This is a genomic window from Pseudomonas sp. NBB, assembly GCF_032701105.1.
GTDB classification, from domain to species: Bacteria; Pseudomonadota; Gammaproteobacteria; order Pseudomonadales; family Pseudomonadaceae; genus Aquipseudomonas; species Aquipseudomonas asiatica.
On record NZ_CP103994.1, the window covers coordinates 5,191,443 to 5,213,125 of the forward strand.

The following is a 21,683-nucleotide window of genomic DNA, read 5'->3' on the forward strand; positions in this document are numbered from 1 at the left end:
CCCCGCCCATCAGATGCCCACTCATCGGCACACGACCAAAGTTTTGCACGGGACAAATTGACACACCCACGAAGACGCTTTTAACCTAGCGCCCAGCCATTGTAAATTGGTCTTACCAATTATCCAATGCCAGTGCCTGACCAACAACAATTAGGGGCCACCCCATATGCAAACCTGGCAACAAATCTATAGTCCGCTTGGTAGTCTTGGCCTGTCCGCACTGGCGGCGGTCATCCCCATCGTCTTCTTCTTCCTTGCCCTCGCGGTGTTCCGCCTCAAAGGCCACGTGGCCGGCAGCATCACCCTCGCATTGTCGATCCTGGTGGCGATCTTCGCCTTCCAGATGCCTGTCGACATGGCATTCGCCGCTGCAGGTTATGGCTTCCTCTACGGCCTCTGGCCGATTGCCTGGATCATCGTTGCCGCGGTGTTCCTGTACAAACTCACGGTCAAGAGCGGCCAGTTCGAAGTGATCCGCAGCTCGGTGCTGTCGATTACCGACGACCAGCGCCTGCAAGTGCTGCTGATCGGTTTCTGCTTCGGTGCCTTCCTGGAAGGTGCGGCGGGCTTTGGTGCACCGGTGGCAATCACTGCCGCGCTGCTGGTGGGCCTGGGCTTCAACCCGCTGTACGCCGCCGGCCTGTGCCTGATCGCCAACACCGCGCCAGTGGCCTTTGGCGCCCTGGGCATCCCGATCATCGTGGCCGGCCAGGTTACCGGCATCGACGCCTTCCACATTGGCGCCATGACCGGTCGCCAGCTGCCGCTGCTGTCGCTGTTCGTACCGTTCTGGCTGGTATTCATGATGGACGGCCTGCGTGGCGTGAAGGAAACCTGGCCTGCCGCCCTGGTCGCCGGCTTGAGCTTCGCCGTCACCCAGTACTTCACCTCGAACTTCATCGGCCCGGAGCTTCCGGACATCACCTCGGCCCTGGCCAGCCTGATCGCCCTGACCCTGTTCCTGAAAGTCTGGCAGCCAAAGCGTTCGTTCGCCGAAGCCAAGGGCAGCGTCGGTGCCGCCGTGGTCCAGCCAAGCGGCAGCCAACCAAGCCCCTACAGCTTTGGCGAGATCTTCAAAGCCTGGTCGCCGTTCCTGATCCTCACTGTGCTGGTCACCATCTGGACCCTGAAACCGTTCAAGGCGGCCTTCGCCCCGGGCGGCGCGATGTACAACTTCGTGTTCAACTTCGCTATCCCGCACCTCGACCAACTGGTGATCAAGTCCGCACCGATCGTCGCCGCGCCAACCGCCATGCCAGCGGTGTTCAAGCTCGACCCGATCTCTGCCACCGGCACCGCGATCTTCCTCTCGGCGCTGATCTCCATGGCCGTGCTGAAGATCAACTTCAAAACTGGTCTGACCACTTTCAAGGAAACCTTCTGGGAGCTGCGCTGGCCAATCCTATCGATCGGCATGGTGCTGGCCTTCGCCTTCGTCACCAACTACTCGGGCATGTCCTCGACCATGGCCCTGGTGCTGGCCGGTACCGGTGCCGCGTTCCCGTTCTTCTCGCCGTTCCTCGGCTGGCTGGGTGTGTTCCTGACCGGTTCCGACACCTCGTCCAACGCCCTGTTCAGCTCGTTGCAGGCCACCACCGCGCACCAGATCGGGGTCAACGACACTCTGCTGGTAGCGGCCAACACCAGCGGCGGCGTGACCGGCAAGATGATCTCGCCGCAGTCGATCGCCGTGGCTTGCGCCGCCACCGGCCTGGTTGGCAAGGAATCCGACCTGTTCCGCTTTACCGTCAAGCACAGCCTGTTCTTCGCCACCATCGTCGGCCTGATCACCCTGATCCAGGCCTATTGGCTGACCGGCATGCTGGTTCATCACTAAAGTGAAAGGGGCCGGGCGCCATCGCGCGCCCGGCAATCCCCACACGCAACGCTGCGAGAATCCATGATCATTTCTGCCTCTACCGACTATCGCGCCGCGGCCCAACGCAAGCTGCCTCCCTTCCTGTTCCACTATGCCGACGGCGGCGCCTACGCCGAGCACACCCTGCGCCACAACGTCTCGGACCTGGCCAGCATTGCCCTGCGTCAGCGCGTGCTGAAGAACATGTCCGAGCTCAGCCTGCAGACCAAGCTGTTCGACGAAACCCTGAGCATGCCGGTGGCCCTGGCCCCGGTCGGCCTCACCGGCATGTACGCCCGCCGTGGTGAAGTGCAGGCGGCACGTGCGGCGGCGGCCCACGGCATTCCGTTCACCATGTCCACGGTGTCGGTGTGCCCGATCGAAGAAGTGGCCCCGGCCATCGACCGGCCGATGTGGTTCCAGCTGTACGTTCTCAAGGACCGCGGCTTCATGCGCAACGCCCTGGAGCGGGCCAAGGCCGCCGGGGTCAAGACCCTGGTGTTCACTGTCGACATGCCGACACCCGGCGCCCGCTACCGCGACGCCCATTCTGGCATGAGCGGCAAGAACGGCCCGCTGCGCCGCGTGCTACAAGCCATGACCCACCCCGAGTGGGCATGGGATGTCGGCGTGATGGGGCGCCCACACGACCTGGGCAACATTTCCACCTACCGTGGCAACCCCACCGGCCTTGCCGACTACATCGGCTGGCTGGCCAACAACTTCGACCCGTCGATCTCCTGGAAAGACCTGGAGTGGATCCGCGAGTTCTGGGACGGCCCGATGATCATCAAAGGCATTCTCGATGCCGATGACGCCCGCGATGCGGTCAGGTTCGGTGCCGACGGCATCGTCGTGTCCAACCACGGCGGCCGCCAGCTCGACGGCGTGCTGTCCAGCGCCCGCGCCCTGCCGGCAATTGCCGATGCGGTCAAAGGTGACCTGAAGATCCTCGCCGATTCCGGCATCCGCAGCGGCCTCGACGTGGTGCGCATGATCGCCCTGGGCGCCGATACCGTACTGATCGGCCGCGCCTTCCTCTACGCCCTTGCCGTGCACGGCCAGGCCGGGGTGAAAAACCTGCTGGAGCTGTTCGAAAAGGAAATGCGCGTAGCGATGGTGCTGACCGGCGCCAAGTCGATCAGCGAGATCACCCGCGACTCGCTGGTACGCGAACTGGGCGCCTGACCGCCCGCAAGAACGACCGCCTGATTGACCCGGGGCATGTGGCGCACAGACGCCACGGCCCCGCGAGGAGACTGCATGAGCCTGCCCGCCGCGTTCCTGCGTGATGCCGAGCGCCTGATCCCCGCCGAACGCCGCTTCGACGACCCCACCTCCACCCTGGCCTTCGGCACCGATGCCAGCTTCTACCGGCTGATCCCCAAGCTGGTGGTGCGCGTCGAGTCAGAAGACGAAGTGGTCGGCCTGATCAAACTGGCCCAGCGCGAGCGGGTGCCGGTCACCTTCCGCGCCGCCGGCACCAGCCTGTCCGGCCAGGCCATCAGTGACTCGGTGCTGATCGTGCTGGGCGATAACTGGAACGGCCGCGAAATCCGCGGCCAAGGCGAGCAGATCCGCTTGCAGCCCGGCGTCATCGGCGCCCAGGCCAATGCCTGGCTGGCTCCCTTCGGGCGCAAGATCGGCCCCGACCCGGCGTCGATCAACGCCTGCAAGATTGGCGGCATCGTCGCCAACAACGCCAGCGGCATGTGCTGCGGCACCGCGCAGAACACCTACCACACCCTGGCCGGCCTGCGCCTGGTGCTGGCCGACGGCACGCGCCTGGACAGCGAAGACCCGGCCAGCGTCGCCGCGTTCGAGGCCAGCCACGCCGGCCTGCTGGAAGCACTGGCCCGCCTGGGCCGCGAGACCCGCGCCAACACTGCACTCGCCGAGCGCATCCGGCACAAATACCGGCTGAAGAACACCACTGGCCTATCGCTGAACGCATTGGTGGACTACGACCAACCGCTGGATATCCTGCAGCACCTGTTGGTCGGCTCCGAAGGCACCTTGGGCTTCATCAGTGCCGTCACCTACGACACCGTGCCCGACCACCCGCACAAGGCCAGCGCACTGCTGGTTTTCCCCAGCGTGGAAAGCTGCTGCCGCGCGGTGACCGTTCTCAAGCGCCAGCCGGTCTCGGCCGTTGAACTGCTCGACCGCCGCAGCCTTCGCTCGGTGCAGAACATGCCCGGCATGCCTCTGTGGGTAAAAGGCCTGTCGGACAACGCCTGCGCCCTGCTGATCGAGTCCCGTGCCGCCAGCCAGAGCCTGCTGCATGAACAGCTGCAACAGGTGATGGCCTCGATCGCCGACTTCCCACTGGAACAGCAGGTGGACTTCAGCGAAGACCCCGCCGTGTACAACCAGCTGTGGAAGATCCGCAAGGACACCTTCCCCGCCGTCGGCGCCGTACGCCAGACCGGCACCACCGTCATCATCGAAGACGTCACCTTCCCCATCGAGCAACTGGCCGAAGGCGTCAACCGCCTGATCCAGCTGTTCGACAAGCATCGCTACGATGAAGCGATCATTTTCGGCCACGCCCTGGAAGGCAACCTGCACTTCGTCTTCACCCAGGGTTTCAACAGCGCCGAGGAAGTCGCCCGCTACCAGGCCTTCATGGACGATGTGGCGCAACTGGTGGCGGTGGAGTTCGGCGGCTCGCTCAAGGCCGAGCACGGCACCGGGCGCAACATGGCACCGTTTGTGGAGCTGGAATGGGGCCACGACGCCTATCAACTGATGTGGAAGCTCAAGCGCCTGCTCGACCCCAACGGTATCCTCAACCCCGACGTGGTGCTCAGTGAAGACCCGGACATCCACCTGAAAAACCTCAAGCCGCTGCCCGCTGCCGACGAGATCGTCGACAAGTGCATCGAGTGCGGCTTCTGCGAACCGGTGTGCCCTTCCAAAGGCCTGACCCTCAGCCCACGTCAGCGCATCGTCATGTGGCGTGACATCCAGGCCAAACAGCGCGCCGGCATCGACACCCGGGAATTGCGCCAGACCTACCAGTACCAGGGCATCGACACCTGCGCCGCCACCGGCCTGTGCGCCCAGCGCTGCCCGGTTGGCATCAACACCGGCGAACTGGTGAAGAAACTGCGCAGCCAGGCCGCCGAACACGAAAAAACCGCCGACTGGCTAGCCGAACACTTCCACACCGCCCTGGGCGGCGCGCGCCTGACCCTGACCGCCGCCAATACCGCACGCAAGCTGCTCGGCGCCCCACGCCTGGGCCGCCTGAGCGCTTCGCTGAACAAAGCCAGCAAAGGCCGCCTGCCAAAGTGGACCCCGGCGATGCCACAACCACTGCGCCCACTGGACTTTGGCCCGGCCAGCAACGACGCCCGCCCTCGCGTGGTGTACCTGGCTGCCTGCGTCTCGCGGGTGATGGGCCCGGCCTATGCCGACCGCGAGCAGAGTTCGCTGCTGGACAAGACCCGCGCCCTGCTGGAAAAGGCCGGTTACCAGGTGGTATTCCCCGACAATGCCGACAGCCTGTGCTGCGGCCAGCCGTTTGCCTCCAAGGGCTACCCCGAGCAGGCCGAGCACAAACGCCAGGAACTGATTGCCGCCCTGCTGCACGCAAGCCGCGGCGGCCTCGACCCGATCTACTGCGACACCAGCCCCTGCACTCTGCGCCTGGTGCAGGACCTGAACGACACCCGGCTGGACCTGTACGACCCGGTGCGCTTCATCCGCACCCACCTGCTCGAGCGCCTGGAGTTCACCCCCCAGGACGAACCAGTGGCCGTGCATGTGACCTGCAGCACCCAGCACCTGGGCGAAAGCCAGGCGCTGATCGACCTGGCGCGGCGTTGCAGCAAACAGGTGGTGATCCCGGAGGGCATACACTGCTGCGGCTTTGCCGGTGACAAAGGCTTCACCACCCCCGAGCTCAACGCCCACTCGCTGCGCAGCCTGAAGGATGCGGTGCAATATTGCAGCGAAGGCATCTCCACCAGCCGCACCTGCGAGATCGGCCTGTCCAGCCATAGCGGCATCGACTACCACGGGCTGGTCTACCTGGTAGACCGCGTCACCCGGCCGCGTAGCATATGACCGTTTAACACAAAACCTGATAGCTGCCGCAATCCCTGTGGGAGCGGGCATGCCCGCGAACACCGGCGCAGCCGGTGCCATACACCGCGCAGCCTGCTTCGCGGGCACGCCCGCTCCCACAGGTACCGCGCCGGCTTTGGGCCCACGCTGTACCTGTAGGAGCGGCTTCAGCCGCGAACACCGGCAAAGCCGGTGCCATCCCGATTGAACCCCCGCCAATCCCCCGCAGTCCATCCTTACAGGCCCACCTTCCAGAGGCCCAGAAGGAGACTCCCATGAAAGGTACCGCGCTTTCGGCCCTGTTCGCGGCCGCCACCCTGCTGGCTTCGCCGGTATTCGCCGCCGAAGACCTCTGCACCGCCAACCTGCAAAAGATCGACGACAGCATGGCCACCGCCGGCGCTACCTCCGAAGGCCTGGACAAGGCCATCACCGAGCACGTCGACAAAGCCAAGGCTGCCCAGGCATCGGGGGACACCAAGGAATGCATCGCCATCACCAGTAAAGTCCTGGAGCGGTTGGAAAAAACGGAGAAAGGCAGCGGCACCAGCGGCGGCGGTAGCGGCGCGTGAGCCCAAAAGCGGGCGACCGGACTGGCTGTCGACGTCGCCCGCGCAATGGCGTATACTCCGCCTCACGTACCGTAAGGTGCGTTAGCTTAGAGCTAGTGTGGGGCCGATCAGGATTCGACGCCGGTAGCGAAACTCTAGGTGCATGCCGAGTTGGTAACAGAACTCGTAAATCCACTGTTGCAACTTTCTATAGTTGCCAATGACGAAAACTTCGAGGCGGAGTACGCTCTCGCTGCGTAAGCAGCCGAGCCCGACCTTCTGGTAGCTTCGGCTCCAGCAATCATCAGGGGATGCCTGTAAACCCGAAATGATTGTCATACAGAACAGGATCGTCGTGTAGCACGTTGGGGGCAAAGCGACTAAAACTTACCCAACTCGTCCAAAGCACCCTGCCCGTCGGGCGGCTGCGGATTAACTCAGTAGACACGGCTAAGCATGTAGTACCGACAGCGGAGTACTGGCGGACGGGGGTTCAAATCCCCCCGGCTCCACCAAATATCCTTTACAAATCAGGCACTTAGCGAACAGCTACAGTGCCTTTTTTGTGTCTTTTTGGGCCGTTATGGTTGGGTAATGCCAGCTTTATGACAGCCTCCCTTCCCGTGAAGCCCCTCCCCGGCTACCGCCGTTACCTCAACAACCGAAAAAACGTTTTCTGTCGCTTTTCCGGTTTGAAAACGCGCCACAGCGATCTTTCAGGAGTATTAAATCTGTGTCGGCTTACACACAGAGACCCGCACATGCCGACACATGCCCCCAAGAAGTACCTGATCAGCCATACCTCTCTGCAGCAATGCTTTGACAAGAGCCGCTCCGGCCTCGAGAAGCTGCGAGAAAACGATCCCAGCTTCCCTCGCCCCATCAAATTTGGCTCAACCAAACAGGCTGGCGTTTACTTCGTCGTCGCGGAGGTGGAAGCCTGGCTGGAGGGCAAGATCAGCGAGCGTGATGGAGTCACTCGGGCTCTCTCTGAGAGAGCTGAGCAATGACCACACACGAGCAGATACCGTCGTTCTTGGCGGAAATGCCCGAGGCAGCACGTGCTTCGTATCTGAATCCAAGCATCGTGCCAAAGCCACTGCCGAGCGGATTGGCCAGGGTTATGCCCTGGCGTGGAGAGCTACTGCCTGCTGTTCTTCAAGAATACGTGCTGGATGTCGCCGAGCGCACTCAGTGCCCACCGGATTTCGTTGGGGGCGCGCTTGTGGTTGCTGTTAGCGCCGTAGTCGGACGCAAATTCACCATCCACCCGAAGCAACATGATGATTGGACTGTCGTTCCCAACCAATGGGGAGTCATCATTGGAAGGCCGTCTGCAATGAAAACACCAGCGCTCAAGCAAGCGCTTCGTCCCTTGGACGCATTGGAGACAAGAGAGCGAAATCAGCACTCCATGGCGTTGGAGGAGTACAGGACCTGTCGGCGCTGATTGAAAATTGACCCACCCTGCCGATTGAAAAATGACCCAGGGCTGCTTGCCGATTTAGACCCCGGCAATTGTGGATAAGCCTAGCAGTCGACAGCGTCGTAAAAGTGCTGACCCTGCACTCAGCAAGGCCAGCCCAAAGAGGTCAAAACGGGTCGTCCTCCGCCTCCTCGATATCCTGTCGCCTGCGCTCCCTCGCCTGGATCTTGGTCTTGGCCACTAAGGTGCTGTTTTGCAGGCGGTACGATTCATTCCCCGTCTCGACGATGTGGCAGTGGTGGGTCAATCGGTCGAGCAAGGCCGTGGTCATCTTGGCGTCGCCAAATACGCTCGACCATTCGGCGAAGCTGAGGTTGGTGGTGATGATCACACTGGTGTGCTCGTAAAGCTTAGAGAGCAAGTGGAACAGCAAGGCCCCGCCGCTCTGGCTGAAAGGTAGGTAGCCAAGCTCATCAAGGATTACCAGATCTGCACGCAGTAGTCCTCGGGCGATACGCCCTGTCTTACCCTCGTGCTTCTCACGCTCCAGCAGGTTGACCAGATCGACCGTGGAGTGGAAGCGTACACGCTTGTTGTGTTGGGTGATGCTGGCCACCGCCAGGGCGGTGGCGAGGTGCGTTTTACCGGTGCCAGGGCCGCCGATGAACACCACATTTTGAGCTGTGTCGGTGAAGGTCAGAGTGGACAGTTCCTTGATCAGCCGGGCATCAGCGCTGGATACACCGAAGTCGAAGCCAGCCAGATCGCGGTGTATGGGCAGTTTCGCCATATTCATCTGATGATGTACCGAGCGCACTGCCCGGTCGGCGTGTTCCTGATCGAGGAGATGCTCGATCAGCCATTTCGATGAGGCGGTGGTGGATTCACCTTGTGCGGCCAGATCTGCCCAGGCAGTGGCCATGCCGTGCAGGCGTAAGTCTTTGAGTTCCTCTGTAAGATCACGCATTGCGCACCTCCTCATCTGTGCTGCGCAACCGGTCATAGCGCGCGGTATTGGCGATAGGGGTAACTTTCAGTTGCAGGTTGGTTTCGACCGAGGGTGGTGCTTCACGGGCGGTCAGACGGGCCACGATATTGAGGATGTGGTCAGCGCTCAGGCTGCCAGATTCCAAAACCAGCTCAACCGCTACGAGGACAGCATCCAGGCCAGCGACGGGCACGGCGGCCAAGACCTGGGTCATGACCCGATCACCCTGTAGATGCCGCCGCAGCCCGCGCCTGAGCAGGCGTAGTGGCTTGGGTAGGTCGGCAAACGGGGCACCATTGCGTAGGGCTCCCGGTTTACGCTCAATGAGGGGGATATAGTGTTGCCAGTCGTAGCTGACCTGATCGCGATCAAACAGGCGCTCGTGGCTGGCAATCACACCATCATCGGCAATCACGACGATTCGCGAGGGATAGAGCCGACTGCTGACCCACTGGCCAACACGCTCACAGGGTACTGAATAGCGGTTGCGGGCCACGTTGATCAGACAGGTGCTGGAAACGCGAACCGTGCGCTCTACATAACCGTCGAAAGGCGTCGGCATCGGCATCATTTCGACGCGCTCCAGTTCTAAGACTTCTGCAACGGTGAGGCCGTTGTACTGCGGATGGATCAGCTCGTGCCACAGAGCCCGACAGCGCTGGGCAAGCCAGGCATTCAACTCTTCGAAGCTATGGAAAGTATTGTCGCAGGCAGACAGCCAGATGCGGCGCCGACTATCTTGGACATTCTTTTCGACGATACCTTTTTCCCAGCCGGACGCTACGTTGCAGAAGTCCGGGTCGAACAGGTAGTGCGAGCACATCACCATGAAGCGAGCGTTGACCGTGCGGCCTTTACCCTTGGAGACCTTGTCGACCGCCGTTTTCATGTTGTCGTAGATGCCGCGACGCGGCACGCCGCCCATGGCGGCGAATGAGCGGGTATGGGCATCGAACAGCATTTCATGCCCTTGGCTGGGATAGGCCACTAGCCAGAAGGCTCGGCTGGCACATAGCTTCATGTGCGCGACCTGGACACGTCGGAAAACACCGCCAATCAGCAGGCCTTCCTCGCTCCAATCGAACTGGAAGGCCTCGCCCAATGCGAACGCCAACGGCACAAATGCCCGTACCGCCTTGCCTTGCTCTCCGCGCCAATGACGAACGAAGGCAGTGAGCTGGCTGTAGCCGCCGTCATAGCCTTCAGCGCGGATCATGGCCAGCAGCGCCTTGGCACTGCGACGATGTTGCTTGGCCCTCAAGGCATCAGCCCGCAGCGCCTGCTCCAACATCTCGTGAAAGGGACTGAGCTTGTTGAACACGGCTCGACGCTGATAAACCGGCTGCTTGGACTCCGACGCTCTGACCCATTTTCGGATGGTGTTGCGCGACAGGCCGGTGCGCTTGGCTATCTCATGCAACGACAGCTTGTCGCGGAAATACATCCGCCGAATTTTGCCCATCATTTCCATGCTGATCACCCTGTGTTCTCCTGCTCAAAAATTGAGCAGGTACAGTGGAACACCTGGGTCAGTTTTCAGTCAGCACAATGGGCGAAACTGGGTCAGTTTTCGGTCAGCGGCAACAGGACGATGACGTAGATCCGTTCTCCACCGATGAGCAACGCGCTATCGCCGCCGCGCTCACCGGCCAGGCGCAGAACCTGGTCCAGTTCGCGTTTTGGACCGGCATGCGCACCAGCGAGCTGGTGGCGCTCGACTGGGGCGACATCGATTGGCTACGCGGCGAGGCTCACATCTCACGGGCGATGACCCAGGCTGCCAAAGGAAAAGCCGAGGTTACGAAGACCGTTTCCGGGAAGCGCAGCATCAAGCTGCTCGGGCCAGCCTTGGAAGCACTCGAAGCGCAAAAGAAATTCACTTTCCTAGCAGGCGTAGAGGTGTTCCAAAACCCTAGGACCGGCGAGCGCTGGGCAGGCGACGGTCCGATCCGCAAGACCATGTGGGCGCACGCACTACAAAGGGCAGCCGTGCGCTACCGTCGGCCTTACCAGACTAGGCACACCTATGCCTCAATGATGCTGTCGGCCGGCGAGCATCCCATGTGGGTCGCGCAACAGATGGGGCATAGCGACTGGACGATGATCGCCAGGGTTTATGGTAGATGGATGCCGAATGCCGACCAGGATGCCGGCAGTAAGGCGATTTCCTTGTGGTGCACTGCACCGGAACCAAGCATTATCCCTGACCCAGAAAAGTAGCTGATCGACAACGGTAGGGAACCATCAGATGGCAAGGAAACTTGTAGAAGGCGAAAGAGTGTTTGTAGTGGTCTACTAACCCCGGACACCTTTTTAGGCGAAAATGGTCGCCACACAGAGGTGTTCGATGAGCAGACAACGACGTACTTTCACCCCCGAATTCAAGCGCGAGGCAGCCGGCCTGGTGCTCGACCAGGGCTATAGCCTTACTGAAGCCGCCCGGTCGCTCGACTTGGTTGAATCGGCGCTGCGCCGCTGGGTGAATCAACTCCAGTCAGAACGTGGCGGTGCTACGCCAACGAGCAAGGCGCTGACCCCCGAGCAGCAGAAGATCCAAGAGTTGGAAGCTCGGATCAACCGGCTGGAACGGGAGAAATCGATTTTAAAAAAGGCTACCGCGCTCTTGATGGCCGAGGAACACGAGCGCTCGCGTTGATTGATCAGCTCCGCCGCGAGGAGCCTGTCGAATTACTCTGCTCGGTGTTTGAAGTCACTCGCTCGTGTTACTACGCGCATTGCCATAAACGGCGATCTCCGGACGTTGCGCGACTGGCACTGCGCGTTCGGGTTAACGAGCTATTTACACAGAGCCGTAGTGCCGCAGGTAGTCGAACCATCATGTGCATGATGCGCCAAGAAGGCATTCAGATCGGCCGCTTCAAGGTGCGCAAGTTGATGCGCGAAATGAAGCTGATCAGTAAGCAACCGGGTTCACATGCCTACAAGAAGGCCACAGTAGAGCGCCCTGACATCCCGAACGTGCTGGAGCGCGCATTCGATGTTACGGCACCGAATCAAGTATGGTGCGGCGACATCACGTATGTGTGGGCTCAAGGCCAGTGGCACTATGTGGCGGCAGTTATCGACCTTTTTGCACGTCGCATGGTGGGCTGGGCGTTTTCACCCAAACCGGACAGCGAATTGGTCATCAAGGCGCTGGACATGGCGTACGAGCACCGCGGGCGGCCGCAGAATGTACTGTTTCACAGTGATCAGGGCAGCCAGTATGGCAGCCGAGCTTTTCGTCAGCGGTTGTGGCGTTACCGCTTCAAGCAAAGCATGAGCCGCAGAGGTAATTGCCTGGACAATGCGCCTATGGAGCGTTTGTTCCGCAGCCTGAAAACGGAGTGGGTGCCAAGTGTGGGCTACATGAGTGCTGCGCAGGCACAGCAGGACATCGGCAGGTTTCTGATGCAACGCTACAACTGGGAGCGACCGCATCAGTTCAACGGTGGGTTACCTCCGGCGATTGCCGAGGAAAAACTTAATCCGGTGTCCGGGATTAGTTGACCACTACAGTTCGTACCAACCTCCAGAATAGGAGGAATGGAGGATGTACCTTCAGTGGTTTGGGAAACCAGCGTTGTCGCCGCCGAGCCTGGAAAGGTAAAGGTCCAGCTGAGGCAGGGAGCTGTTTCGGAATGGATCGGATCGGGGTTGTGCCACAGAAACATTGGCATACTCATTCTTACCCTCGGCGACTTAAAAACCGAACAAACGCTCCTCGACCCTCTAGCCAAGTCAGTACTACAGTACTGCCGATTACTTGTACCTGACGATCATGTGAAGGCCTACAAAATACGATCTCTAGCTGAACTGAAAGCCATATGGTCAGTTGAGCAGGCAAACTACTCCCACGTGATCCTGATCGGGCATGGTAGTCAAGATTCCCTTCTACTGGCGAATGAGGGATGGGCCGGCCGCGAAGCTATTGCTAAAGCCTTCCAAAAACGTGGAGCGAAGAAGAAAGTATTCATATCTCTTTGCTGCAAGACTGGATATCAGTCGCTTGGCGGGATGCTCTCGAAAATGGCAATTTGTAGTCAGTTCATAGCTCCGTTCCAGAGCGTCCACGGTGCCATCGCATCCCAGTTTGCCCAGACCTTCCTCGCATATCACCTTCTCCAAGGCGAAAGCACTGGGGTTGCATTCAAGCACGCGAGAGAAAGCACTCCAGGTAGCACGAGTTTTAGGCTATGGAAAAAAGGAAAGCTAAAAGCTGGGGAGTCAGCTGCGCGCGAACAGGAATGACAGCGTAATGGCAGCGTATTCTCTGGAGACCGCGAAAATACTGAATTAGACGCAGGTTCAAATCCCCCCGGCCCACCAAATTCCAAAGAAGAAGACGCCCTCGGGCGTCTTTTTTTGTGCCTGGATTTTGGGTTGTGCGAGCCCACAAAGTCAGAATCAGGCTTTTCCGCATAGGGCGTTTCCCAAAGATACTCCCTGCGCCGGTTTGCTCTTCACCGGTCTCTCAACCCAAACACGGCTTCCACCACGTGAGTGACAGCAAGCGCTGGTCGCCCCAGTCGCCAGGTCGTGATGCCCGCCGCCAGCTTCATGATTGCCTCTCAGCCAGCAACACTTCCGGCACGGCCGGCAGCGGCCGGCTCAGCAACACGCCAACCAGCATCGCGAACAGCAGCGCCGCCACACCGGCGACCTGCAACACGGCTTCGAAGCCCCCGACGAACGCCTGGCGGGCCAAGGGTGCCACCGTTTCCCGCAACCTGGGCTCCAGCAACGCCAACGCCGCCTGCAAATCACCCGCGGCAACCCGGGTAGCCATCGCGGAAACCTGGCCCGATTGCCCAGGCGCCACGGCAGCCATGGCCTCATACAGCAACTGCCCACTACGTGCAGCCAGCACACCACCCAGCCCACCGATGGCCAGCACGATCGCCCCGAAACGCGTGGTTGTACTCAGCCCCGAAGCCATTCCGGTGCGCTCACGCGGCACGCAAGCCATGATGTTCTTCTGCGTATCGCCATTCAGCAGCCCGGCGCCAGCACCCAGCACCAGACTGGCCAGGGCGAATGCACCGTAACCGCCCTGCTGCGTGGCCCAGGCACACAGCAGGTTACCCGCCCCCACCAGCACCAGCCCAAGCGCGAACACCTGCGCCGGGCTAAAGTGTGCAGCCAGGCGCATGCCCAGGCGTGGCGTCAGCAGCATGGCCACGGCAAACGGCAGCATGCCCGCCCCTGCGGCCAGGGCCGACAGCTGCAGGCCGTTCTGCAAGTACAGTGGCAGCAGGGTCATCATCACCTGGGCGCAGGCAGCATAGGCAAACATCCCCAGCAAGGCGCCAACGAAGCGCCCGCTGCGCATCAGCCGCAGGTCGATCATCGGCCGTTCCTGGCTGCGCTCGACCATGACGAACAGGCCGAACAGGAAGGCGCTGATCACCAGCCGTCCCAGGGTTTGCGCACTGCCCCAGCCCACCTGGTTGGCATCGATCATTGCCCAGATCAGGTAACCCAGGCTGCCGGCGAAAGTCAGGCTGCCCCATGGGTCGAGCCGGGCCGCAGCGCTGTCACGGGACTCTTCGACACTGCGCAGCACCATCACTGCGAGCACTGCCACCAACGGCAGGTTGATGTAGAAGATCCAGCGCCAGCCAAGGGTGCTGGCGATCAACCCGCCCAGCAGCGGCGCAAAGGTGATGGTGGCGCCCATGCAGGCGCCCCAGAAGGCCCAGGCGCGCATGCGTTCCTGGGGTTGGTGGAAGCGATTGCCGATCGCGGCCAGGGCCGAGGTCAGCAGCAATGCCGCGCCAACGCCCTTGGCTGCCCTGGCCAGGTCGAGGAACAGCAGGTTGGGCGCCGCGCCACAGGCCAGCGAGGCGAGGCCGAACAGGGCCAGGCCGAGCAGCAGCATGCGGCGGCGACCAAAGCGGTCGGCCAGGCTGCCAGCGGGCAGCAGGCAGGCGGCAAAGGCCAGCAGGTAGGCGCTGACCACCCATTCGATATCGGCAAACGAGCCGGACAGGTCGCGGGCGATGCTGGGCAGGCTGACCGCGACGATGTTGGTGTCGAGGATGATCAGGGCACAGACCAGGGAGGCGGAGAGCAGGGTGAAACTCGCAGAGGGCATGGTGAGGCTCCGGATGCAGGGCTGGTTGGTCAAATCGCCGGGGCTGCCCTGCAGCCCATCGCAGGCAAGCCAGCTCCTACAGGGACCGCACCGCCTTCGAGGATTGCGCAATACCTGTACCTGCGATGGACTGCAAAGCGGTCCCCTGCAATTCCCAGGCAGCCTTTGCCGCCAAGCCACCAGCCTTGTAGTGTTGGCCTCACCATAACGCCAACAGCCCCCAGGCTTGTTAGCCACGGCGGCTTGCGTCATTACCCTGCAGGTAACACCCATGGAAATCCGCCATTTCCGCTACTTCCTCTGCGTCGCCCGCCACGGTCATTTCACCCGTGCCGCCGAACAGCTGGGCATCGCCCCGCCCACGCTCAGCCGGCAGATCCAGGACATGGAGCGCGAACTGGGCGTGCGCCTGTTCGAGCGCAACCAGCGCGAGGTCAACCTCACCGCAGCGGGCCAGGCGCTTTTGATCGAGGCCGAACATGCCGTGCGCCAGTTCGATGCTGCACAACTGGGCGCGCAACGGGCCGCCCGAGGCGAAAGCGGGCGCATCGAACTGGGCTATGTGGCTTCGGCCGCGTACTCGGGCACGCTCCAGCAGCAAGTCAGCCGCTACAGCGAAACCTGCCCCGGCGTACGCCTGAACATTCGCGAACTGCCCATGGCCGAACTGCCCGGCATGGTCCGCGACGGCCTGCTTGACCTTGCCTATGTGCGCTCGCCGATGGAGCTGCCCGAGGAACTCGAAGCTATCGCCTTGCACCAGGAAGGTTTCGTCCTCGCCCTGCCCGCCAGCTCACGGATAAATGAAGTGCCGCAGATCCCGGCCTCGCGCCTGGCCAATGAAACCTTCATCCTACCCGAACAGATCTCCGGCACGCTGGAAGTGGCAGCACAAGGTGGTTTCGTCCCGAGGCTCGGCCCTCAGCCGGGCAGCCTGGTGGCGGTGATCACCCTGGTGTCACTCGGCCAAGGCATCGCAGTGGTGCCGGAATCGGTGGTGCAGCGCATCAGCCTGCCGCAGGTGCACTACCGGCGTATTGTCGACTGCCAGGCCAGCTCGTGGCTTAGCCTGATCCACCGGCGCTTCGAGAAAGCGCCGGCGGCAATCAGATACATCAAGATGATGAAAGGCTGAAAAAACAAAGGGCACCCATCCACTGGTGCCCTTTGCCCTACCGCCAGGTGAACTCAATCACCCCATCGAACGCACCCCCACAGGTTGCGCATTGCCCCGCGTGGTCACGATCCCCAGGAAGGAAATCACGATCGCCAGGCCCAATGTCGAGCTCACCTCTGCCCGGTGTTCAGGCGTGAACATCATGACCGCCAGTGCGCCGCCAATGAACAGGATCACCGCCCAGGTCAGGTACGGGAACAGCCACATGCGGAACTTCAGCTCGGTGTTTTCCCGCTCCAGGCGACGACGCATGCGCAGCTGCGAAATCGCGATGACCATGTACACCAGCAAGGCAATAGCACCGGAGCTGGCCAGCAGGAACTCGAACACACCCTTCGGCGCGAAGTAATTGAGGATGGCAATGGCCGCGCCGATCAGCGTGCTGCCGAATACCGCAGCGCGTGGCACACCGACCTTGGAGGTCTTGTTGAGCATGGCCGGTGCGTCACCGCGCTTGGCCAGCGAGTACATCATCCGCGAGGCAATATAGATCGAAGAGTTCATGCAGCTGGTCACTGCCACTAGCACCACCAGGTCGACCATGAAGGCCGCGTTGGGGATGTTCATGATCTCCAGCGCACGCTGGTAGGAGCCCACCACCGCCAGCTGCGGGTCGTTCCACGGCACCACCGAAATGATCACGAAGATCGACAGGATGTAGAAGGTACTGATGCGCCAGATCACCGAGCGAGTGGCCTTGGCAATGTTGCGCGACGGGTCGCTCGATTCGGACGCGGCGATGGTCACCGCTTCGGTGCCGATGAAGCTGAACATCACGGTGATGAACGCACCAACCACGGCCGACCAGCCCTTCGGCGCGAAGCCGCCGTGCTCGGCCATCAAGCTGCTCAGGCCACTGACCTCGCGATTGGGCAGCCAGCCCATAAGTGCGGCGAAACCCAGGCCGATGAAACCGAGAATGGCCGTTACCTTGAGAATGGCGAACCAGAACTCGAACTCACCGTACTTGGCCACGCTGAACAGGTTGGTACCAGCCAGCAGCAGCACCGAAGCCAGGGCGAATATCCAGCTGTCCACCTGCGGGAACCAGGCGTTCAGCACATGCCCGGCGGCCAGCGCTTCGATCGGGATTACCAGTACCCAGAACCACCAGTACAGCCAACCGATGGTGTAGCCGGCCCAGCGGCCGATGGCCTGCTCGGCGTAGGTGGAAAACGATCCGGTGTCCGGGTGTGCCACGGCCATTTCGCCGAGCATGCGCATGACCAGTACCACCAAGGTCCCGGCCACGAAATAGGAAATTATGGTAGCTGGCCCGGCTGCCGCGATGGCGTGGCCAGAGCCGACGAAAAGTCCGGCGCCGATGATGCCGGCGATGGACAGCATCGTTACGTGACGTGGCTTGAAACCTTGTGCAAGGTTGCCATCAGATCCCACGGTGTTCATTGATGTTGTTCTCTTTTTACTGACACAAGGATGGACGGGCAGGTGTAGGCGAAAATATCTCCTTTGAAATCAATAAGTCGACACGTTACTCGCGCTCTGTTGTTGATATTTGGCACGCGTCACAGAGCAACGTGCCAGCGCAGGTCGGGCTTCATTTAAGCCCCGCAGGGCTGTGGGAAATTACACGAGAACGCCCCGGAACTGTTCGATCACGACAGGGCATCCCCATTAACGTCAGAAGTTGCGAATGGCATACCCGATCCCGTCACCAGGCCGTCTGGAGCTTTTGTTTTTCATTTGGGTGTGTTTTGGCTGTACTGGCCCTTTCGCGGGCTCGCCCGCTCCCACAGGTACTCCACGCCCCTCAAACCTGTGGTGTACCTGTGGGAGCGGGCAAGCCCGCGAAGAGGCCAGCAGCCTCAACGCACCAGGCAAGGCCGCTTGTTATCGAAGCTCCACCCCGGAATCAGGAACTGCATTGCCACGCTGTCATCCCGCGCGCCCAACCCCATGTTGCGGTAGCACTCATGCGCCTTGGCCAACTGGTCTTCATCCAGCTCCACCCCAAGCCCCGGCCGCGCCGGCACGTGCACATGCCCGTCGACGATGCGCAGTGGTTCGCGGGTCAGGCGTTGGCCGTCCTGCCAGATCCAGTGGGTGTCGATCGCAGTGATTTCCCCCGGCGCCGCAGCCGCCACCTGGGTGAACATTGCCAGCGAGATATCGAAGTGGTTGTTGGAATGCGAACCCCAGGTCAGCCCCCAGTCGTTGCACATCTGCGCCACCCGTACCGAACCCTGCAAGGTCCAGAAGTGCGGGTCGGCCAGCGGGATGTCCACCGATTGCAACTGGATCGCATGGCCCATCTGCCGCCAGTCGGTAGCGATCATGTTGGTGGCGGTGGGCAGGCCGGTGGCGCGGCGGAACTCGGCCATCACCTCACGGCCCGAGTAGCCGTTCTCGGCACCGCACGGGTCTTCGGCATAGGCCAGCACATCGTGCTTGTCGCGGCACAGGGCAATGGCCTCCTTCAATGACCAGGCACCATTCGGGTCGAGGGTGATGCGGGCTTCGGGGAAGCGCTCGGCCAGCGCCGTTACCGCTTCCATCTCCTCCTCGCCGCGCAACACCCCGCCCTTGAGCTTGAAGTCGCTGAAGCCATAGCGCGCCTTGGCGGCCTCGGCCAGACGCACCACCGCGTCCGGGGTCAGGGCCTTTTCGTGGCGCAGGCGGAACCAGTCGTCCTCGGCATCGGCTTCGCTGCGGTATGCCAGGTCGGTCTGCTGGCGGTCGCCGATGTAGAACAGGTAACCGAGCATCTTCACCGCCTCGCGCTGCTGCCCCTCGCCCAGCAGCGCCGCCATCGGCACGTTCAGGTGCTGGCCGAGCAGGTCGAGCAGCGCCGACTCGATGGCCGTCACCGCATGCACGGTGATGCGCAGGTCGAAGGTCTGCAGGCCGCGACCAGCCGAGTCACGGTTGGCGAAGGTCTGGCGCATGGCATTGAGCACGCGCTGATAATGGCCGATCGGCTGGCCGACCACCAGGCTGCGGGCGTCCTCCAGTGTCTGGCGGATCTTCTCGCCGCCCGGCACCTCGCCCAACCCGGTATTGCCGGCGCTGTCACGCAGCACCACCACGTTACGGGTGAAGAACGGGCCATGGGCACCACTAAGGTTGAGCAGCATGCTGTCGTGCCCGGCGACGGGGATCACGCGCAGATCAGTGACCACGGGGGTGCTGGTGTGAAGGGTCTGCATGTTCATGGTTGTTGTCTCGCAGTCATCAATGGCTCTGACCCAGGGCCGAAGGGGCCTTGAGGTCATCGGAAGGGGCGCCCTTTGGGCGAGTGCGTACGAAGAAGATGGCAATGGCTGCCAGCACCGAGGTCACCGCCAGGCCGTACAGGCCGCCCTGGATCGAACCGGTCTGCTGCTCCAGCAGGCCGAAGGTGGTGGGGGCGACGAAGCCGCCGAGGTTACCGACCGAGTTGATCAACGCGATCACAGCTGCGGCGATGCGGGCATCCAGGTAGCCCTGCGGGATCGGCCAGAACAGCGACGATGCCGACTTGAAACCGATGGCCGCGAAGCACACCGCGACAAAGGCGAACACCGGCCCACCCGTGGTGGACATGAACATGCCGATGGCAGCGATCACCAGCGCACCTGCGACCCAGGCCTGCTGGAACTTCCAGCGCGCCGAGCCGGCGGCGAAGGCATACATGGCCAGGATCGAGATCAGCCACGGGATCGAGTTGAAGAAGCCGACCTGCAGGTCGCTGAGGTCACCCATGCGCTTGATGATGCTCGGCAGCCAGAAGGTGGCGGCGTAGATGGTCAGCTGGATGCAGAAGTAGATCAGGCAGAACAGCAGGATCTGGCGGTCCTTGAGCAGGCTCCAGGCCGATGGCCTGACCGCGCCGACCGCTTCGCGCTCAAGTTGCTCGCGATCGATGGCGCCCACCAGTGCTTCCTGCTCGGCCTGGCTCAGCCACTTGGCGTCCTGCGGCCTGGAGTCGAGCCAGAAGAACACGAAGAAGCACAGCGTCACCGAGGCCATGCCTTCGATGAACAGCATCCATTGCCAGCCATGCATGCCCAAGCCCTGGATCTGCATCAGCGCACCGGCCAATGGCCCGGAAATCAGCGAGGCCAATGCCGAGCCGCTGAGGAAGATGGCAATCGCCTTGCCACGCTCGGCGGCCGGCAACCAGCGGGTGAAGTAGTAGATCACACCGGGGAAGAAGCCCGCTTCGGCAACGCCCAGCAGAAAGCGCAGCACGTAGAACTGGGTTTCGTTCTGCACGAAGGCCATGGCCGTGGCCACCAGGCCCCAGGTGAACGTGATGCGGGTCAGCCACAACCGTGCGCCGACCTTCTGCAGCAGCATGTTCGAGGGCACTTCGAACAGCGCGTAGCCGATGAAGAACAGGCCGGCGCCAAAGCCATAGGCCGCGGCGCTGATGCCCAGATCGCTTTCCAGATGGGGGCGGACGAAGCCGATGTTGACGCGGTCCAGGTAGTTGACGATGAACATGATGACGAACAGCGGCAGGACGTGGCGCTTGACCTTGGCCACGGCGCTGGCCAGGGCGTCGCCTTCATTCCGGGCAGACGGAGCGAGGGTATCGTTCACTTGCGGATCTCCCACTAATTGTTTTTGTGCGGGTCGAGGTTGTCTGACATGGCAGTGGGGAGGAGCATATGCGCAGCGCAGTTGTACGACAAGATCAGCAACATCGGTAAAATCACAAAATACAAGCTACCTCAAAGCCTATATGCGTCGATCTTGCAAAAATAGACAAACTACTCGCTGACTTGACCACCGGAAAAATCGGCAAAAAATATTTATATCGATTAACTTGTCGTACAAGTACAACAACAATCGGATCACACCATGGCCACCGAACAAGCCCACAAACGCGGCCACAGCCGTGCCCATGACCTGGTCTCCAGCCTGACCCAACAGATCTTGCTGGGTACCTTCAAGCCAGGCGACAAGTTGCCCTCGGAAAACAGCCTGGTGCGCGAGCATGGGGTCAGCCGCACCGTGGTCCGCGAGGCCCTGTCGAAATTGCAGGCCTCGGGGCTGGTTGAGCCACGCCACGGTATCGGTACGTTCGTGATGGAGCGCCAGGCCCAGGCCGGCCTGCGCATCGCTGCGGAAAGCGCGGCGAATGTGCGCGACCTGCTGGAGCTGCGCATCGGCCTCGAAGGCCAGGCCGCCGCCTTGGCCGCGCTACGCCGTGACGAGGGGCACCTGAGGCGCATGCGCCAGGCGCTGGATGACTACCAGGACCTGGCCGCCGCCGGCGACAGCTGTATCGAGGCCGACCGGCGCTTTCACCTGCTGATTGCCGAGGCCACTGGCAACCTGTACTTCACTGAAATGCTGTTGCAGCTGGGCAACGGCCTGATACCGCGCAACCGCATGGCTCTGGCCGAACGCAGCGGGGCGAAGCTGGCGCGGCAGGCGTACCTGGCCAACCTCGAGCATGATGCGATCCTCAATGCCATCCGCCGGCAGGACCCGGACGCGGCGCGGGCGGCGGTGTGCCTGCACCTGTCCAATAGCCGCGACCGGTTGTTGCCGGACTAGGGAC

The 21,683-nt window shown here is 61.8% G+C and carries 16 protein-coding genes, 1 other RNA gene and 1 pseudogene; 12 read left to right on the forward strand and 6 right to left on the reverse strand.

Features of this window, described 5'->3' with window-relative positions; genetic code table 11:
- Nucleotides 1-166 precede the first annotated feature (166 nt).
- The 7 genes from NY023_RS24020 (at nucleotide 167) to NY023_RS27845 (ending at nucleotide 7,933) form a co-directional block, all read left to right on the forward strand.
- The gene (locus NY023_RS24020) at nucleotides 167-1,837 is read left to right on the forward strand and encodes a lactate permease LctP family transporter (protein WP_013974302.1); all 1,671 of its coding nucleotides are present in this window, start codon (nucleotides 167-169) and stop codon (nucleotides 1,835-1,837) included.
- 63 nt (nucleotides 1,838-1,900) lie between these two features.
- Nucleotides 1,901-3,046, forward strand: coding sequence for an FMN-dependent L-lactate dehydrogenase LldD (gene lldD, locus NY023_RS24025; protein ID WP_013974303.1), 1,146 nt, complete (start codon nucleotides 1,901-1,903; stop codon nucleotides 3,044-3,046).
- A 75-nt stretch (nucleotides 3,047-3,121) separates the two neighbouring features.
- Nucleotides 3,122-5,932 carry an FAD-binding and (Fe-S)-binding domain-containing protein gene (locus NY023_RS24030; RefSeq protein ID WP_013974304.1) on the forward strand — a complete coding sequence of 937 codons (2,811 nt, stop codon included), beginning with the start codon at nucleotides 3,122-3,124 and terminating at the stop codon, nucleotides 5,930-5,932.
- Nucleotides 5,933-6,207: 275 nt separating this feature from the next.
- The gene (locus NY023_RS24035; RefSeq protein ID WP_013974305.1) at nucleotides 6,208-6,504 is read left to right on the forward strand and encodes a hypothetical protein; all 297 of its coding nucleotides are present in this window, start codon (nucleotides 6,208-6,210) and stop codon (nucleotides 6,502-6,504) included.
- Nucleotides 6,505-6,603: 99 nt separating this feature from the next.
- Nucleotides 6,604-6,998: a transfer-messenger RNA gene (gene ssrA / locus NY023_RS24040) on the forward strand.
- A 246-nt stretch (nucleotides 6,999-7,244) separates the two neighbouring features.
- On the forward strand, nucleotides 7,245-7,493 hold the full coding sequence (locus NY023_RS24045; protein ID WP_013974306.1) for a helix-turn-helix transcriptional regulator: 249 nt from the start codon (nucleotides 7,245-7,247) through the stop codon (nucleotides 7,491-7,493).
- Between the two features lie 113 nt (nucleotides 7,494-7,606).
- Nucleotides 7,607-7,933 carry a DUF3987 domain-containing protein gene (locus tag NY023_RS27845; protein WP_410479897.1) on the forward strand — a complete coding sequence of 109 codons (327 nt, stop codon included), beginning with the start codon at nucleotides 7,607-7,609 and terminating at the stop codon, nucleotides 7,931-7,933.
- 142 nt (nucleotides 7,934-8,075) lie between these two features.
- Here NY023_RS27845 and istB read toward each other — a convergent pair whose 3' ends face one another.
- Both istB and istA read right to left on the reverse strand, forming a co-directional pair.
- Nucleotides 8,076-8,876, reverse strand: a complete 801-nt coding sequence (istB, locus tag NY023_RS24050) for an IS21-like element helper ATPase IstB (protein ID WP_013973271.1) — start codon at nucleotides 8,874-8,876, stop codon at nucleotides 8,076-8,078.
- Nucleotides 8,869-10,368 carry an IS21 family transposase gene (gene istA, locus NY023_RS24055; protein WP_024087936.1) on the reverse strand — a complete coding sequence of 500 codons (1,500 nt, stop codon included), beginning with the start codon at nucleotides 10,366-10,368 and terminating at the stop codon, nucleotides 8,869-8,871. Before istA ends, istB begins: the two co-directional genes overlap by 8 nt.
- 113 nt (nucleotides 10,369-10,481) lie before the next feature.
- Between istA and NY023_RS24060 the strand changes: the two are divergent.
- The 3 genes and pseudogenes from NY023_RS24060 to NY023_RS24070 all read left to right on the forward strand — a co-directional run.
- Nucleotides 10,482-11,117: pseudogene (locus NY023_RS24060) on the forward strand (site-specific integrase); the annotation flags it as partial.
- Nucleotides 11,118-11,244: 127 nt separating this feature from the next.
- A protein-coding gene (locus tag NY023_RS24065) for an IS3 family transposase (RefSeq protein WP_085982910.1) occupies nucleotides 11,245-12,407 on the forward strand; the annotation gives its coding sequence in 2 pieces (ribosomal slippage) (nucleotides 11,245-11,500 and nucleotides 11,500-12,407; 1,164 coding nt in all).
- Between the two features lie 36 nt (nucleotides 12,408-12,443).
- Nucleotides 12,444-13,148, forward strand: coding sequence for a hypothetical protein (locus tag NY023_RS24070; RefSeq protein ID WP_038410156.1), 705 nt, complete (start codon nucleotides 12,444-12,446; stop codon nucleotides 13,146-13,148).
- Nucleotides 13,149-13,455: 307 nt separating this feature from the next.
- On the opposite strand, the gene NY023_RS24075 is transcribed toward NY023_RS24070, so the two are convergent.
- Nucleotides 13,456-14,994, reverse strand: coding sequence for an MFS transporter (locus NY023_RS24075; protein WP_013974308.1), 1,539 nt, complete (start codon nucleotides 14,992-14,994; stop codon nucleotides 13,456-13,458).
- A gap of 271 nt (nucleotides 14,995-15,265) precedes the next feature.
- Between NY023_RS24075 and NY023_RS24080 the strand changes: the two genes are divergently transcribed.
- Nucleotides 15,266-16,129, forward strand: coding sequence for a LysR family transcriptional regulator (locus NY023_RS24080; RefSeq protein WP_013974309.1), 864 nt, complete (start codon nucleotides 15,266-15,268; stop codon nucleotides 16,127-16,129).
- A 57-nt stretch (nucleotides 16,130-16,186) separates the two neighbouring features.
- On the opposite strand, the gene gabP is transcribed toward NY023_RS24080, so the two are convergent.
- From gabP to NY023_RS24095, 3 genes are all read right to left on the reverse strand, one after another.
- Nucleotides 16,187-17,578, reverse strand: a complete 1,392-nt coding sequence (gene gabP, locus NY023_RS24085) for a GABA permease (RefSeq protein ID WP_003258117.1) — start codon at nucleotides 17,576-17,578, stop codon at nucleotides 16,187-16,189.
- 419 nt (nucleotides 17,579-17,997) lie between these two features.
- Nucleotides 17,998-19,344 carry a glucarate dehydratase gene (gene gudD / locus NY023_RS24090; protein WP_013974310.1) on the reverse strand — a complete coding sequence of 449 codons (1,347 nt, stop codon included), beginning with the start codon at nucleotides 19,342-19,344 and terminating at the stop codon, nucleotides 17,998-18,000.
- 19 nt (nucleotides 19,345-19,363) lie between these two features.
- Complete coding sequence (locus NY023_RS24095) at nucleotides 19,364-20,716, reverse strand: MFS transporter (protein ID WP_013974311.1); 1,353 nt, start codon at nucleotides 20,714-20,716, stop codon at nucleotides 19,364-19,366.
- 261 nt (nucleotides 20,717-20,977) lie between these two features.
- Between NY023_RS24095 and NY023_RS24100 the strand changes: the two genes are divergently transcribed.
- Entirely contained in the window at nucleotides 20,978-21,679 is a 702-nt protein-coding gene (locus tag NY023_RS24100; RefSeq protein WP_013974312.1) for a FadR/GntR family transcriptional regulator, read from the forward strand.
- The last annotated feature ends 4 nt before the right edge of the window (nucleotides 21,680-21,683 follow it).